Here is a 13,454-nt window from a genome sequence, read left to right as displayed (position 1 = left end):
GATACTTTCATGATTTTTCCACCAGACCATAATGTCTTCGCGCTCTTCAATGCTAAGATGGCTATAGTGACCCATGGAAATCCTTTCAATGAACGTTGTCGTAAGCGCCATTGTAGACCCATGGGTCACTACCTTGTCTTTTGTTGTTGCACTAGCAATGAGAATTCAAGCCGGAAAAAAGAAGGACGCAGATGCCAGAAGCATCTACGCCCTTCTCGCCCTATAAAGGGGGAGTGGATTACTCTTCAACCTCAAGAAGCTCAATGTTGAAGTTAAGGTCTTTACCAGCCATTGGGTGGTTGGTATCAAAGACAATAGTGGTACCGTCATTTGAGACTACGGTTGCCATAACAGGGTATCCCTCAGGAGTGCCCAGAGTAACCTGCTGACCTGCAACAAGATTCTCAGAGCCAGGTAGCTGAGCTACAGGAACAGGCTGTACTGCCTCCTCATGGCGCTCACCATAAGCCTCAGCTGCTGGAATGTGGACGTCAACAATCTGACCAACGGTCATATCTTTTACAGCCTCATCAAAGCCTGGGATCATCTGACCAGCCATGCAGGTGAATGCCAGTGGCTCGTTGCGATCGCGGGAGGAGTCAAACTTAGTTCCGTCATCAAGCGTGCCTACGTAGTGGACCTTTACCTTTTTACCTTCGTTGCTCATGAAACTCCAATCGTTAAAAACATATCTTTGGCATTCTACCCAAGAGTGACGCAAATCAACCTTTGAATGATAAAGGTATAAAATACTTTACATTCAGTTTGAAAGGTTTGTAATGGAAGCTCGCTTAGCTCCTCATAATTTTATTGGTGTATTTGACTCGGGCGTTGGTGGCATGAGTGTGCTTAAACACCTTGTTGCTCAAATGCCTCACGAGGAATTTCATTATTTTGGTGATTCTGCATTTGCTCCTTATGGCACTAAACCAAAAGCACAGATTGCCCAGCGCTCTTGTGCTATTGCTAAGAAGTTTATTGATGAGGGTGCTAAAGCGCTGGTTATAGCTTGCAATACTGCTACAGCTGCTGCTGCAGACGAGCTGAGGGCAACCTATCCTCATGTACCTATTGTGGGTGTTGAGCCAGCTCTTAAGCCTGCAGTAACTGCATATCCTCATGGAACAGTGATTGTTCTGGCTACAAAGGCAACACTCTCTTTGCAGAAGTATCACAATCTTGAGTCGCGCCTGCATCCTTCTGCAAAGGTTATCTCTATTCCAGGAGAAGGCTTGGTGGAGCTTATCGAATCTGGTCAGGCTGATTCCGAACAGATGCATAACCGCCTGACCGAGCTTTTGGGAAATTATGCTGGCCAGGTAGATGCCGTGGTTCTTGGGTGTACCCATTATCCCTTTATCAAGAAACAAATTAGCTCTGTTTTAGGAGACGTAGAATTTTTTGACGGTGGGGCAGGCGCCGCTCATCAGCTTAAGCGTTTGCTTGGACAGGCAAACTTACTTGCTTCTGCAGATGTCACTGCAGACAAGAACACTAGCGTCGTAGAGCCTGATATTTTATTTTCATCAAGTATTGATACTCCCGAGGAATTGTCATTCTATCAGGAGTTCTTCTCGCAAGAGATGTAAGTATATCCAGGTAAGCCCGTTATTTTAACTTAGACTCAAGCCACTTCTTGAGCACTACAGCGTTGTTGTACTGAGTGTCTTTGTCCGAGAAAAGCAGTGTCACGGTAGATTGATCAAGCTTTTTAAGCTGTTCAACAAAGGTTTCTGCGTCAGGATTGCTCTCAAGCTCAGCTGTATATGCAGACATAAAGCTGTCAAAGAGCTCTGGATCGTGGTTGAATGCTTTTCTGCACTCAGTAGTAGGAGCAATGGTTTTAGCCCATTCATCAGCGTGTAGGTTCTCTTTTTTGATACCACGAGGCCACAGTCTATCTACCAGCACGCGATACCCATCGTTAGCTTCTGGCACTTCGTAAGTCCTCTTAAGTTTGATATTCATTGTTGCTCCCTTCAGCTCATGTACGTTATACCGCAAAATATCTATTCGGTTACAAACTATTTGATACGACTAGGTATTCATATCCGCACGTTTATGATGGAGTTCGTTCTTTAAAACCCACGGAGAAAGGAAAGCCATGGCAAACTCAGTGGAGAAGAAAGACATCGATTGGACAGCGATTGGCTTTGCATATACGCAGTGTGACTACAGCTACGTTGCCCACTACAAAGATGGTGCTTGGGATGAAGGTGGACTTACTACCAATCACAGCATTACACTGTCTGAGTGCGCAAACATCTTCCATTACTGCCAGGAAGTTTTTGAGGGCTTAAAAGCTTACACCACAGTTTCTGGCGATATTGTGTGCTTCCGTCCTAATCTTAATGCTCAGCGTATGGTTGACTCTGCATCTCGCCTTGTTATGCCACCATTTCCTGAGGATAGATTTGTTGCTGCTGTTAAAGAGGTTGTTTCTGCAAACGCAGCATGGGTTCCACCATTTGGTACAGGCGCTACGCTGTATGTTCGTCCTTTTATGATTGGTACCGGAAATACTGTTGGTGTTAAGCCATCTCCTACCTATGAGTTCCGCATTATGGTCACTCCAGTTGGAGCTTATTACTCTAACGGCGTTGCTCCTGTTGCACTGACCGTTTCTCCTTATGACCGTGCTGCTCCTCACGGAACCGGTAACATCAAGGCTGGCCTCAACTACGCCATGTCTCTGTATCCAACTACCTGGGCACATGAGCAGGGCTTTGCAGACAGTATGTATCTTGACTCTGGCTCTCGTACCTATGTTGAGGAGTCCAGTGGCGCAAACTTCCTCTTTGTTGATAAAGAGGGAACCCTGGTTATTCCACAGTCTTACACAGATTCCATTTTGCCTTCTATTACCCGCCGCTCTTTGGCAACGGTTGCTAAAGACCTGCTTGGTATGAAGGTTGTTGAGCGTCCTGTTCGCTTTGACGAGCTTGACCAGTTTGTTGAGTGCGGCATGTGCGGTACCGCTGCTGTTATTTCTCCTGTTGGCAAAGTTGTTGACGGCCAGAAAGAGATTGTCTTTGGCGCTGGTATGGAGGCTGTTGGACCAGTTATGTCTAAGCTCCGCAACACGCTGACCAGCATTCAGTCTGGCGAGATTGAGGCTCCAGAAGCAGATTGGATTTGCAAGATTTGCTAAGACCTGCGTTTTCAATAACGCTTTGCTTTTAACACAAAGGCGAGAAGACCAATCGATCTTCTCGCCTTGTTTTTATCTGCAAAAGCAGGATACGTGTGACGGCTATGCCTTGACGTTTATGCCTTGTGGGAGGAGCCCAGGTTATCCATGTGGCTTGCGACAATCTGAGTGATTGCTTCCATACCAGGAACAGAAGGCTTCTTTGGATCAAAGTTGCCAGGGTTTTCTGACATGTACTTCATAAAGGCTGCAGTGAAGACTTGGCGCAGCTCAGTTGCGTAGTTAACCTTGCAAATACCGTTCTGGATTGCCTCTGCTACCTGGTCATCTGGAACACCAGAAGTACCGTGAAGAACCAGAGGAATATCAAGGCGCTGACGGATTGCCTTGAGGACGCCCTGCTCAATGTGAGGTGTGCCATGGTAGACGCCGTGAGCGGTACCAACGCCAACTGCAAGAGAAGTGCAGTTAGTGCGAGCGACAAACTCCTCAGCCTGGTCTGGATCAGTGTAGGGGTTCTCGCCCTCAACAGCTGGGCCGTCGTCCTCTTTGCCGCCAACTTTGCCAAGCTCAGCCTCAACAGGAAGGTTGATAGGGCCAGCAAACTTGGTTACGGATGCGGTAAGTGCAATATTGTCCTCAAATGGAACGTGAGAGCCGTCAATCATGACGGAAGTGTAACCGGCACGAGCTGCCTGGATGCAGCGGTCAAAGCCATCACCGTGATCTAGGTGAAGAGCAACAGGAACAGTTGCCTCTTCAGCAGCACAACGAACCATGGCAGCAAAGTAATCAAGGCTTGCGTACTTGATGGTGCCAGGAGTGGTCTGAAGAATAACAGGGGAGCGGCGCTCTTCGGCTGCCTTAACAACAGCCATTACAAACTCAAGGTTCTCAACGTTAAAGGCGCCAACAGCATAATGGCCAGCCTGTGCGTCAAGAAGCATCTGCTTAGTAGTAACGAACATCTATTGCTCCTTTCGCCCCAAAGGGCTCTTTGATTGACTGAAAAAATTGTAACGTTTCTCTTACTCTGTTACGTAAGTTTTCTAGAAATAGTTTTGTCTTTGTAACCTTTGGCGAGAAACCCGTCTTGCTGCATATTATTCAGCAATCTTTTTGATTGTGACCTGCTTCTGAATCTTAGTTGCAACATCTTGATCAAAGCGACCGGTACCTGCAGATAGGCAACTTGCGGTAGCACATGAAAGCGCAAAGGTAAGACACTCTGAAGTTGGTTTTTGCTGAGCAAGTGCAACAGCAAATGAGCCAACAAGGGTATCTCCTGCACCAACAGGATTTATAGCTTCAATTTTTGGAGGATTTGCTCTAAAGGTTCCTTCATCAGAAACCATGAGCGCACCTTTTGCACCAAGCGAGACAACTACAATTTTAATGCCGCGTTTGTGCAGCTCCTGAGCTGCCTTTATGGCCTCGTCTTCTGTAGTTACTTCTCTTCCTAAAAGTTGACCGATTTCATCGGTATTTGGTTTGATCATGGTAGGAAGAGCATCAATACAGGAGGTGAGCAGTACACCGGATGCATCTACAATGCAAGGCACGCCCGCAGCCATGGTCTCTTCAATAAGTTCTTTGTAATTTTCGGCAGAAATGCCCTTGGGAATACTGCCATTAAAGGTAACAACTTCGGCTTCTTTGGTAAGCTGTACAAGTTTTGCCTTGAAAGCAAGGAATTCTTCAGGAAGTACAGGCTGTCCAGGCTCTAAGAATTCAGTTGATTGCCCGCTTGGCTCCAGAATATTAATGCATGAGCGGGTTTCTTGCTCAGTATAAATAAAATCGCTGGTAATACCATCTTTATGAGCCAGCTCAACAAGGTATCTTCCGTTATTACCGCCTACAAATCCTGTGGCACAAACGGGGTAGTTAAGAGTGGTAATGGCTCGTGAGGCGTTAAGACCCTTGCCGCCCGCACTGTTATCTACTACCGAGACTCTGTGTACCGTTCCATCTACAACAGGAGAGTCCAGGTAGTACGCTTTATCAATGGATGCATTGAGTGTTACGGTAACAATCACGCATATCACCTCGTCTAAAAGACAGTGCACACAAAGTGCTCAGAGGAAAGCAGGAGCGAGAAACACTATGGAACAGCGCCACTGCAAATGAAATTGGATTAAATCTATTTAACCAAAGCGCCATCAAGAAACTTTTCTTTAGATGTTATAAAAAAAGATACCAGTACATAATTTCTTAATACCAATTTTATTTTCTCGCCGTATTTGAGCAGGATTTTAGGGTTGTTTACTACATTTATTACGTATAAAGGCACGTTATAAGAACTTCTCATTTTTCAAGGATAGCTCTAAATTTTTAGTGCATCATCACAATTTATCCATATATCTACCTGCGAAAATAACAACGTGTGTACCGTTTACGGTAAAAATAGTACCGTTAAGCCGCCGATTGTTAACGTACACATCACAAGATGCTCACTAGACTATACTTATATCAGGTTGTTATCTGGTATCTACCACTTAGAGGGAAGCTTCAACACCCCTAGTTTTCCGTGTAGCTCTCCAGATAGTTTCCAACTCTTTGAAAGGAGTTTGACATGGTAGGTTGCGTTTTAACTGGTCATGGAACTTTTGCAAACGGACTTGCTGATGCTTTAAAGATGATTGCTGGTGAGCAAGAAGCTTTTGTTCCCGTTCCTTTTATTGAAGCCGGCGCTGCAACATACCCAGAAACTCTTTCTGCAACAATTTCCGATCTTCTTGACACTACTGACGGTGTGCTGGTTTTCTGCGATCTGCTTGGCGGAACACCTTTTAATCAGGCAATGATTATTGCTCAGAATTACTCAAATGTAGAAGTTGTTACCGGTACAAACCTTCCTATGCTTCTTGAAACACTTGGTAGTCGCATGGCAGATACCTCTCTTGAAGAGCTGGTTGAGACTGCCGTTTTAGCTGGTAGCCAGGGAGTTGTTCATAAGCGTCTTGAGCTTGAGGTTGAGTCAGAAGATGACATCTTCGGAGACGATGGTATTTAAGTAGCGTTTTGTTGTTGAGTTAAGGAGATGCACATGGCAAATCTAGCAGAGAACATTCTTGCTTCATCCATTGTTCTTCTCGCGTTCTTAGTAATTTTGGGCCTTATTTATTCCTTCTTTGTTTGGAGAGCCTCTTCTAAAAAGGCGGGAACAACTTCAGAGTTTCTGAAGAATCTTCATGCAGGTCAGAAAGTTAAGACTAATAGCGGAATGTATGGCGTAGTTAAAAACGTCAAAAAAGAAACAGTAGATGTTGAATTTGCTCCAAATGTGGTCATCACGTTGGATCGTTGGGCGTTAATCAGCGTTTCCAACAATAAATAAATTTGCAGTAAAACACGCAGCGCAAGTTGCGAGTAGTGCGATGAAAATCGCAGATAGCACGCACAAGTGTGCGCGCAAAGAGAGGAGAACTTGTTATGGGAGAACCAGATATCAAGCTTGCTCGAATCGATAATCGTTTGATTCATGGTCAGGTTGCTACTCAGTGGAACGGTACCCTTGGAACAAATCTCATCCTTGTTGCTAATGACGAGGTCGCAGGCAATAAGATGCGTCAGGGCCTCATGGATATGGCTGCACCAAACGGTGTTGCAACCAGGTACTTTACGCTCCAGAAAACTATCGATGTTATCCACAAGGCTTCAGCAAGCCAGCACATTTTCCTTGTTGCCGAGAATCCAGAGGATGTCCTCACTCTGGTTAAGGGCGGTGTTCCAATCAAAAAAGTGAACATCGGCAATATGCACATGGCTGAGGGAAAGCGACAGGTCGCCACAAGTGTGGCGGTAGACGATAAGGACGTCGCTGCCTTTCGTGAGCTTCAGGAATTGGGGGTGACTCTAGAGATTAGGCGTGTTCCTACGACCCCGGTCGAGGATATCTCAAAGCTATTCGAGTAAGTTTTGCGCGCAACTTCCTGGTAGAGATTACAAAAAGTTGCAATGGTGCAACGTTTCTAGCAGGTTGGCAAAGGTATTCGGATAGTCTGCCGATCATCGTCATCGGTAGTTATGGTGTGTTTGAAAGGAGGAGTTAAGATGGATGTTAGCCCTATTCAGGTGTTATTAATTTTCATCGTTGCGTTTATCGCTGGCATCGATCAGTTTAGTTTCCTCGAGTCTCTTTACCAGCCAATCGTAACTGGTTTTTTGGTTGGTTTGATTCTTGGTGACGTTCAGACTGGTCTCATTGTTGGTGGTACTTATCAGCTTATGACCATCGGCAACATGCCTGTTGGTGGTGCTCAGCCACCTAACGCTGTTATCGGCGGCATTATGTCTGCAGTCTTTGCAATCACTACTAAGCTTGAGCCAATGGCCGCTGTAGCTGCAGCAATTCCATTCTCTCTGCTTGGTCAGTATGCAGTAACCATCATCTTTACCATTATGTCCCCTGTAATGGCAACTGCTGATGCATACGCCGAGAAGGCCGATCCTAAGGGAATTGCTCGTATCAACTATGGTGCAATGGCTGCTCTTGGTCTCTTCTTTGGTGTCATTGTTACCCTGTTCTTCCTGGGTGGTGCTGCATTTGGCACTCAGATCACCACTGCAATTCCAAAGTGGCTCATGAATGCACTGTCCGTCGCTGGTGGCATGATGCGCTTCGTCGGCTTTGCAATCCTGCTGAAGGTTATGGTTTCTCGCGAGCTTTGGGGCTTCTTCCTCATGGGCTTTGCAGCTGCAATCGTATTTATCAGCATTCCTGAGCTCTCTGGTCCAGCACTTCTGCTTCTTGCTCTTATCGGCTTTGGTATCGCATTCTGGGATTACCAGCTCCAGACCAAGATGAAGAATGCTGCTCCTGCTGTTGTTGCTGGAGGTGACTTCGAAGATGGCATTTAATATTCCTGATACCTATCAGAACACCACTCCTGCTGAGCCACTTGATCAGAAGACGCTCAACAAGATGGTATGGCGCTCCCTGTTCCTGCAGGCTTCCTTCAACTACGAGAGAATGCAGGCAGCTGGTTGGCTCTACGGTATCCTCCCTGGTCTTGAGAAGATTCACGGCGACAACAAGGATGACCTTGCTGCTTCCATGAGTCACAACCTTGAGTTCTACAATACCCACCCATTCTTGGTTACTTTTGTTATGGGTATTGTTCTCTCCCTTGAGCAGAACAAGCTGGATATCCCAACCATTCGTGCAGTCCGCGTTTCTGCAATGGGTCCTCTGGGCGGCATTGGTGACGCACTGTTTTGGTTCACCCTTGTTCCAATTACTGCTGGTATTACCTCTAACATGGCAATTTCCGGCAATGTCTTTGCACCATTCTTGTTCCTTATCATCTTCAACATCGCACAGTTTGCTGTACGTTATTGGCTGATGAATCTTTCTTACAAGATGGGTACTGACGCAATTACCCTGCTCACCGAGAACGCAAAAGAGTTCACTCGTGCTGCTTCTATCCTGGGCGTCTTTGTTGTTGGCTGCCTGGTTGTCTGCTACGGTGGAACCAAGCTTGGCGCTGGCGCAAATATCCCTAACGGTGAGACACACAGCGTTGTTCTTTCTCAGGTAACTCTTTCTGACGAGCAGCTTGCTTCTGGTCAGTATGACAAGGCTCTCTTTGCTAAGGGTTCCTATGCTGACTACAAGAAGGATCCTAAGTCCGTTATGTTCATCGGCGGCAAGACTGCTGACGGCAAGGACGGCACCACTGCTATTGCTCCAGTCGGCAATGGTGTTAACCTGGTAACTGTTGGCGAGGAAGTTACTTCTCCTGTCTCTATTGACATCCAGAAGATCCTCGACGGCGTTTGTCCAAAGCTTATCCCACTGGCTCTTACCCTTTGCCTGTATTACCTCATGGCAAAGCGTAACTGGACTCCAATCATGTGCATCTGCCTGCTTCTGGTAATTGCACTTCTTGGTTCTGGCTTTGGCGTTCTCCCATATATTTGGGGTTAAGTAAGTGTGACGGGTGTCCACTTAGTGGGCACCCGTCTTTTATAGGAGAGTTTTGATGACAACGTTTATGGGAAGACAGCCACTCTACGAGCAGCTAGCAAATATGCTGCGCTATCGTATTGAGAACGAGATGGATCCAGACGATCCACTTCCTTCTGAGCGTGAACTCTCTGATTCCTACGGACTTTCTCGCACCACGGTAAGACTTGCCCTGCAAGAGCTTGAACACATGGGGCTCATTTATCGTCAGCGTGGCCGCGGTACCTTTGTTGCAGACGTCTCTGAACGTGCAACAGACCTTATGGGAGGCTATAGCTTTACTGACCAGCAGCGTCAGTTAGGTCGCGTTCCTAAGACAACTATTCTGGAGTTTGACACTATTGAGGCTAATAAGTTCTTAGCCCAGCATATGCACGTTATTCTTGGCGAGAAACTCTTCCGCATCAAGCGTTTAAGAAGTGCCGATGACGTACCTATGATGCTGGAAGTAACGTATCTTCCAGTTTCACAGTTTTTCTCGCTCACTGCTCATGATGTTGAGCAAAAATCTCTCTACCAAATTTTTGAAGAAGACTACAACATAAAGATTGGCGTAGCAGAAGAGGAGTTCAAGGCTTCAATTGCTCGCTCAGATGACGCCACTTTATTGCAAATTTCTGAAGGTTCGCCTGTTTTGAGTCTCACACGCACCACGTACAATGACAGAAATATCATTGTTGAGTTCACACTAAGCGTGGCTCGTGCGGATCAGTTTAGATACAAAATTGTACATACACGCAGTTAAATAACTGTGAGAAGGGATATCAATGTTTAAGAAGAGCCAAGAAGAGCTAAAGGCATTAGGCGCTCATATTACAACTGCCGAAATTAAGCAGCAGCCTGAGCTTTGGGAATCTACCTTTGGCATTTATCAGGAGAACCTTTCTGCAATTAAAGAGTTTGTCGAGCGTGCTCTCAATCTTGGCGAGGGTCGTCGTACCCGCGTGGTCTTTACGGGTGCAGGTACCTCGGCATATGTAGGCGATACCATTACTCCGTATCTTCGTTCTCATGGCGAGAAGAGCTCTTTTGAGTTTGCGTCTGCTGCAACTACTGATATTGTTTCTGATCCTTATGGCAGTCTTGATCCAGATGATCCAACGGTCTTGGTTTCTTTTGCGCGCTCTGGTAATAGTCCAGAGAGTCTTGCTGCAGTAAATATTGCTCGCAAGATTGTTAAAAATCTTTTGCTTATCAATATTACCTGCGCTCCTGAAGGAAAACTTGCTGTTGAATCCGCAGGTAAAGACGATACATTGCTTCTTCTGATTCCTGGTGCAAATGACCAGGGCTTTGCTATGACCGGTTCTTATAGCTGTATGACACTTCTTGCAACTCTTGTATTTGATAGTGCTGATGACTCACAGAAGAAGGCTTGGATTTCTGATGCTGCTGAGCTGGGTAGGCAGGTAATTGAGCGCGAGGAAGAGATTGCTGAGTGGCTCAAGAGCGATTTCAACCGCATTACCTATCTGGGCTCTGGTCCTTTTGTGGGTCTTGCTCATGAGGCTCAGCTTAAGATTTTGGAGCTTGCAGCTGGTATTAATGCAACGTCGTGGGATTCCTCGATGGGATATCGTCACGGACCAAAGTCGTTTGTCGACGAACACACCCTAGTGTTTGATTTTGTTTCCAATAACCCTTATACGCGTCAATATGATCTGGATATTCTTGACGAGATTAAGGGAGACCAGATTGCTGCTCTGACCATTGGTATTGAGCAAGAGGGGGCAACAAACTTTACGGGAAGAACATTTAGTCTACCAGTATTTACAGAGCCTCTACCAGCACCTTATTTGGCTCTGCCTTTTGTAATGGTTGCTCAAGTCGTGGCACTCTTGAACTCAGTTCGTGTCAATAACAAACCAGACACACCTTCTCCAACTGGTCAGGTTAATCGAGTGGTTAAGGGTGTTACAATTCACTCACTATAGGAATTACTAAGAAGGACGTGCCTATGGCGCGTCCTTTTGAGAATGATTGAGGTACGTATGAGTACATTTGCAGTTAAAGCAGATAAGTTCTTTTTGCCAGGAGCAACTTCTGGTCCAGGATATTTGCTCGTAGAAGACGGTGTATTTGGTCATTTCACTAAAGAGAAGCCAGACTGCGAGATTATTGACCGCACTGGTTCTTGGGTGGCACCTGGCCTTGTTGATACACATATCCATGGCTTTCTGGACCACGATATTATGGACTGCGATCCTGATGGCGTCATTGAGATTGCCCAGGGTTTGCTCTCTAACGGTGTAACTTCTTGGCTTCCAACAACACTAACCGCAAGTGTTGAGCAAACTGGCGATGCTTGTGAGTCCGTTGCTGATGCAGCAGAGGGAATTGCGGCAAACGGTATTGACGCTGCTCGCATCCAGGGCATCTTCCTAGAGGGACCTTTCTTTACCGAGAAACACAAGGGTGCCCAGAATCCTGCGTACTTCCTTGATCCAGATGTAGAGGTCTTTGATGAGTGGCAGGAGCGCGCTGACGGCTGGATTGCCAAGATTGCTATTGCTCCAGAGCGCGATGGCGCTCCAGAGTTCTGTGCAGAGATGGCAGACCGCGGTGTTCATGTGGCACTTGGTCACTCCGATGCAACGTATGAGGAAGCTCTTGCCTGCGTAAACGCTGGCGCAGATATCTTTGTTCACACCTATAACGGCATGAGCGGTCTTCACCACCGTGAGCCAGGTATGGTTGGTGCTGCAATGACCACCCACGGTACTTATGCAGAGGCTATTTGCGACGGCCATCACCTTAATCCTATTGCAGTCCGTGCTCTGGTAAATGCAAAGGGATATGACCATACCGTTCTTATTACAGACTGCATGCGTGCAGGTGGTATGCCTAATGGACAGTACAAACTAGGCGATTTCCCTGTTGTTGTTGAAGGTGGAACTGCTCGTCTGATGGATGAGTCTCACAGCCTTGCAGGTTCAATCCTTCGTCTGTTTGAAGGCGTGAAGAACGTCTTTGACTGGGGTATTGTATCTGCTGAAGAAGCAGTTCGTATGGCTTCAGAAAACCCAGCTCGTTCCTGTGGTATTGATGATGTTTGTGGCTTCATTCGTCCTGGATATGATGCTGACTTTATTGTTGTTACAAAAGATCTTCAGCTTGAAGAGACGTTCCTTGGAGGAAAGAGCGTTTACAAGGCTTAAGCAGCAGATCTTGAGTAATGCAAACTAAAGGAAGCCTATGGAGTTCTATTCCCATAATTATTTAATTCACCATGCGACAGTATTTGACTGGACTCAGCTTGTTCTATTTGGCCTTGTTGCACTTCTAATGATCTTCTCGCTTGTGCATTACATGCGTGATAGAAAGAATTCTAAGTATCGTGAGCTGGCGCTTATTGCGCTGTTCTCATTAATCTTTCTTGGACTTCTACAGCTTGATCGTGTGCTAGAGGTCAATCAGACAAGTAAGCACTATGAGTCAATTGTTTCCTCACAAGAAAGCTTCGCTCGACGTCTTGAGGTTGATTTTGACCACGTGTACGTTGCCTTTGATAGCCAGGGAAATCCCTCGTATCTTGAGGTTGACGGTAAGTATTATCACGTTTTGAAAAATACCGAGAATGACTATGTCATTGAACAGATCAATCTCATTGGTAATGACATTAAGCATGTAGAGGAGTAGATCGATGAACTTTTATTTAGAAGTTGCCATTAAATTGTGCATCGGTCTTTTCTCGCTTGTTCTGGCAATTAACGTCAGCGGAAAAGGAAACCTAGCACCAACTGCAGCAATTGACCAGGTTCAAAACTTTGTACTTGGCGGCATTGTTGGCGGCATGATCTACAACAGTTCAATTACCATTTTGCAGTTCACCCTTGTCCTGCTTATTTGGCTCATTATTGTCATGGTTCTCAAATGGTTGAGAACAAACAATATGCTGGTCAAGCAGTTGATTGATGGACGTCCTGTTATTGTTATTGATAAGGGCAAGCTGCTTGTAGACAACTGTAGGTCTATGGGTCTCACTGCCTACGATGTGTCGCTGAAGCTTCGCCAGGCAGGAGTGAATTATATCTCAGACGTTAAGCGTGCCATTCTTGAGCAAAATGGACAGTTGATTATTGTTAAAAAAGGAGAAGAGAACGTTAGATTCCCGCTTATTACTGACGGACAAGTTCAGACGAACATTCTTGAGACGCTGGACCTGGAAGAGAATTGGCTTGAAAGAGAACTTGAGCATCAAGGTTATAAGTCTGCTTCAGAGGTTTATTTGGGTGAGTATAATAGTGGAGCTTTGATTATTACTCCGTATGCGGAGAAAGATCAGTAGCTTAGCAAGAGATAAAACAGTTAACCTGTTTATTCCAATTCCGT

The 13,454-nt window shown here is 45.9% G+C and carries 17 protein-coding genes; 13 read left to right on the top strand and 4 right to left on the bottom strand.

What is annotated here, in order from left to right:
- Nucleotides 1-73 precede the first annotated feature (73 nt).
- Nucleotides 74-226: a hypothetical protein gene (locus HMPREF1493_RS07030; RefSeq protein WP_156921391.1), complete on the top strand. Its 153-nt coding sequence runs from the start codon at nt 74-76 to the stop codon at nt 224-226.
- Nucleotides 227-238: 12 nt separating this feature from the next.
- On the opposite strand, the gene HMPREF1493_RS03800 is transcribed toward HMPREF1493_RS07030, so the two are convergent.
- Nucleotides 239-667, bottom strand: a complete 429-nt coding sequence (locus HMPREF1493_RS03800) for an FKBP-type peptidyl-prolyl cis-trans isomerase (protein WP_035427939.1) — start codon at nt 665-667, stop codon at nt 239-241.
- A 112-nt stretch (nt 668-779) separates the two neighbouring features.
- Here HMPREF1493_RS03800 and murI point away from each other — a divergent pair, with 112 nt between their 5' ends.
- Nucleotides 780-1,589, top strand: a complete 810-nt coding sequence (gene murI, locus HMPREF1493_RS03795) for a glutamate racemase (protein ID WP_035427938.1) — start codon at nt 780-782, stop codon at nt 1,587-1,589.
- A 19-nt stretch (nt 1,590-1,608) separates the two neighbouring features.
- Here the strand turns inward: murI and HMPREF1493_RS03790 are convergent, their stop codons facing one another.
- Complete coding sequence (locus HMPREF1493_RS03790; RefSeq protein ID WP_035427937.1) at nt 1,609-1,968, bottom strand: DUF488 domain-containing protein; 360 nt, start codon at nt 1,966-1,968, stop codon at nt 1,609-1,611.
- A 136-nt stretch (nt 1,969-2,104) separates the two neighbouring features.
- Here HMPREF1493_RS03790 and HMPREF1493_RS03785 point away from each other — a divergent pair, with 136 nt between their 5' ends.
- Nucleotides 2,105-3,151 carry a branched-chain amino acid aminotransferase gene (locus HMPREF1493_RS03785; RefSeq protein WP_035427936.1) on the top strand — a complete coding sequence of 349 codons (1,047 nt, stop codon included), beginning with the start codon at nt 2,105-2,107 and terminating at the stop codon, nt 3,149-3,151.
- A 116-nt stretch (nt 3,152-3,267) separates the two neighbouring features.
- Here HMPREF1493_RS03785 and HMPREF1493_RS03780 read toward each other — a convergent pair whose 3' ends face one another.
- Nucleotides 3,268-4,119, bottom strand: coding sequence for a class II fructose-bisphosphate aldolase (locus HMPREF1493_RS03780; RefSeq protein WP_035427935.1), 852 nt, complete (start codon nt 4,117-4,119; stop codon nt 3,268-3,270).
- A gap of 135 nt (nt 4,120-4,254) precedes the next feature.
- Nucleotides 4,255-5,190 carry a 1-phosphofructokinase family hexose kinase gene (locus HMPREF1493_RS03775; RefSeq protein ID WP_035427934.1) on the bottom strand — a complete coding sequence of 312 codons (936 nt, stop codon included), beginning with the start codon at nt 5,188-5,190 and terminating at the stop codon, nt 4,255-4,257.
- Between the two features lie 536 nt (nt 5,191-5,726).
- Between HMPREF1493_RS03775 and HMPREF1493_RS03770 the strand changes: the two genes are divergently transcribed.
- The 10 genes from HMPREF1493_RS03770 (at nt 5,727) to HMPREF1493_RS03725 (ending at nt 13,410) form a co-directional block, all read left to right on the top strand.
- Nucleotides 5,727-6,167 (top strand): PTS sugar transporter subunit IIA, encoded by a 441-nt coding sequence (locus HMPREF1493_RS03770; RefSeq protein WP_035427933.1) that lies wholly within the window; start codon nt 5,727-5,729, stop codon nt 6,165-6,167.
- A 33-nt stretch (nt 6,168-6,200) separates the two neighbouring features.
- A complete protein-coding gene (gene yajC, locus HMPREF1493_RS03765; RefSeq protein ID WP_035427932.1) occupies nt 6,201-6,491 on the top strand; it encodes a preprotein translocase subunit YajC in 291 nt (96 codons plus the stop codon).
- 95 nt (nt 6,492-6,586) lie between these two features.
- Nucleotides 6,587-7,069 carry a PTS N-acetylgalactosamine transporter subunit IIB gene (gene agaV, locus HMPREF1493_RS03760; RefSeq protein ID WP_035427931.1) on the top strand — a complete coding sequence of 161 codons (483 nt, stop codon included), beginning with the start codon at nt 6,587-6,589 and terminating at the stop codon, nt 7,067-7,069.
- 138 nt (nt 7,070-7,207) lie between these two features.
- Nucleotides 7,208-8,014 (top strand): PTS mannose/fructose/sorbose/N-acetylgalactosamine transporter subunit IIC, encoded by an 807-nt coding sequence (locus tag HMPREF1493_RS03755; protein ID WP_012809150.1) that lies wholly within the window; start codon nt 7,208-7,210, stop codon nt 8,012-8,014.
- Complete coding sequence (locus HMPREF1493_RS03750; protein ID WP_035427930.1) at nt 8,004-9,083, top strand: PTS system mannose/fructose/sorbose family transporter subunit IID; 1,080 nt, start codon at nt 8,004-8,006, stop codon at nt 9,081-9,083. Before HMPREF1493_RS03755 ends, HMPREF1493_RS03750 begins: the two co-directional genes overlap by 11 nt.
- 55 nt (nt 9,084-9,138) lie before the next feature.
- Nucleotides 9,139-9,867, top strand: a complete 729-nt coding sequence (locus HMPREF1493_RS03745) for a GntR family transcriptional regulator (RefSeq protein ID WP_035427929.1) — start codon at nt 9,139-9,141, stop codon at nt 9,865-9,867.
- A gap of 22 nt (nt 9,868-9,889) precedes the next feature.
- Nucleotides 9,890-11,056, top strand: coding sequence for an SIS domain-containing protein (locus HMPREF1493_RS03740; RefSeq protein ID WP_035427928.1), 1,167 nt, complete (start codon nt 9,890-9,892; stop codon nt 11,054-11,056).
- Between the two features lie 57 nt (nt 11,057-11,113).
- Complete coding sequence (nagA, locus tag HMPREF1493_RS03735) at nt 11,114-12,280, top strand: N-acetylglucosamine-6-phosphate deacetylase (protein ID WP_035427958.1); 1,167 nt, start codon at nt 11,114-11,116, stop codon at nt 12,278-12,280.
- 37 nt (nt 12,281-12,317) lie between these two features.
- Complete coding sequence (locus HMPREF1493_RS03730; protein ID WP_035427927.1) at nt 12,318-12,761, top strand: DUF3290 domain-containing protein; 444 nt, start codon at nt 12,318-12,320, stop codon at nt 12,759-12,761.
- 4 nt (nt 12,762-12,765) lie between these two features.
- Nucleotides 12,766-13,410, top strand: a complete 645-nt coding sequence (locus HMPREF1493_RS03725) for a DUF421 domain-containing protein (protein ID WP_035427926.1) — start codon at nt 12,766-12,768, stop codon at nt 13,408-13,410.
- Nucleotides 13,411-13,454 lie beyond the last annotated feature (44 nt).

It is taken from the genome of Atopobium sp. ICM42b (assembly GCA_000564995.1).
GTDB lineage: Bacteria > Actinomycetota > Coriobacteriia > Coriobacteriales > Atopobiaceae > Lancefieldella.
This window is presented reverse-complemented; position numbering and strand designations above follow the sequence as displayed.

Excerpts from the sequence above, each read along its gene's own strand:
- HMPREF1493_RS07030 (WP_156921391.1), top strand. The coding sequence starts at position 74 with ATGGAAATCCTTTCAATGAACGTTGTCGTAAGCGCCATTGTAGACCCA.
- HMPREF1493_RS03800 (WP_035427939.1), bottom strand. The coding sequence starts at position 667 with ATGAGCAACGAAGGTAAAAAGGTAAAGGTCCACTACGTAGGCACGCTT.
- murI (WP_035427938.1), top strand. The coding sequence starts at position 780 with ATGGAAGCTCGCTTAGCTCCTCATAATTTTATTGGTGTATTTGACTCG.
- HMPREF1493_RS03790 (WP_035427937.1), bottom strand. The coding sequence starts at position 1,968 with ATGAATATCAAACTTAAGAGGACTTACGAAGTGCCAGAAGCTAACGAT.
- HMPREF1493_RS03785 (WP_035427936.1), top strand. The coding sequence starts at position 2,105 with ATGGCAAACTCAGTGGAGAAGAAAGACATCGATTGGACAGCGATTGGC.
- HMPREF1493_RS03780 (WP_035427935.1), bottom strand. The coding sequence starts at position 4,119 with ATGTTCGTTACTACTAAGCAGATGCTTCTTGACGCACAGGCTGGCCAT.
- HMPREF1493_RS03770 (WP_035427933.1), top strand. The coding sequence starts at position 5,727 with ATGGTAGGTTGCGTTTTAACTGGTCATGGAACTTTTGCAAACGGACTT.
- yajC (WP_035427932.1), top strand. The coding sequence starts at position 6,201 with ATGGCAAATCTAGCAGAGAACATTCTTGCTTCATCCATTGTTCTTCTC.
- agaV (WP_035427931.1), top strand. The coding sequence starts at position 6,587 with ATGGGAGAACCAGATATCAAGCTTGCTCGAATCGATAATCGTTTGATT.
- HMPREF1493_RS03755 (WP_012809150.1), top strand. The coding sequence starts at position 7,208 with ATGGATGTTAGCCCTATTCAGGTGTTATTAATTTTCATCGTTGCGTTT.
- HMPREF1493_RS03750 (WP_035427930.1), top strand. The coding sequence starts at position 8,004 with ATGGCATTTAATATTCCTGATACCTATCAGAACACCACTCCTGCTGAG.
- HMPREF1493_RS03745 (WP_035427929.1), top strand. The coding sequence starts at position 9,139 with ATGACAACGTTTATGGGAAGACAGCCACTCTACGAGCAGCTAGCAAAT.
- HMPREF1493_RS03740 (WP_035427928.1), top strand. The coding sequence starts at position 9,890 with ATGTTTAAGAAGAGCCAAGAAGAGCTAAAGGCATTAGGCGCTCATATT.
- nagA (WP_035427958.1), top strand. The coding sequence starts at position 11,114 with ATGAGTACATTTGCAGTTAAAGCAGATAAGTTCTTTTTGCCAGGAGCA.
- HMPREF1493_RS03730 (WP_035427927.1), top strand. The coding sequence starts at position 12,318 with ATGGAGTTCTATTCCCATAATTATTTAATTCACCATGCGACAGTATTT.
- HMPREF1493_RS03725 (WP_035427926.1), top strand. The coding sequence starts at position 12,766 with ATGAACTTTTATTTAGAAGTTGCCATTAAATTGTGCATCGGTCTTTTC.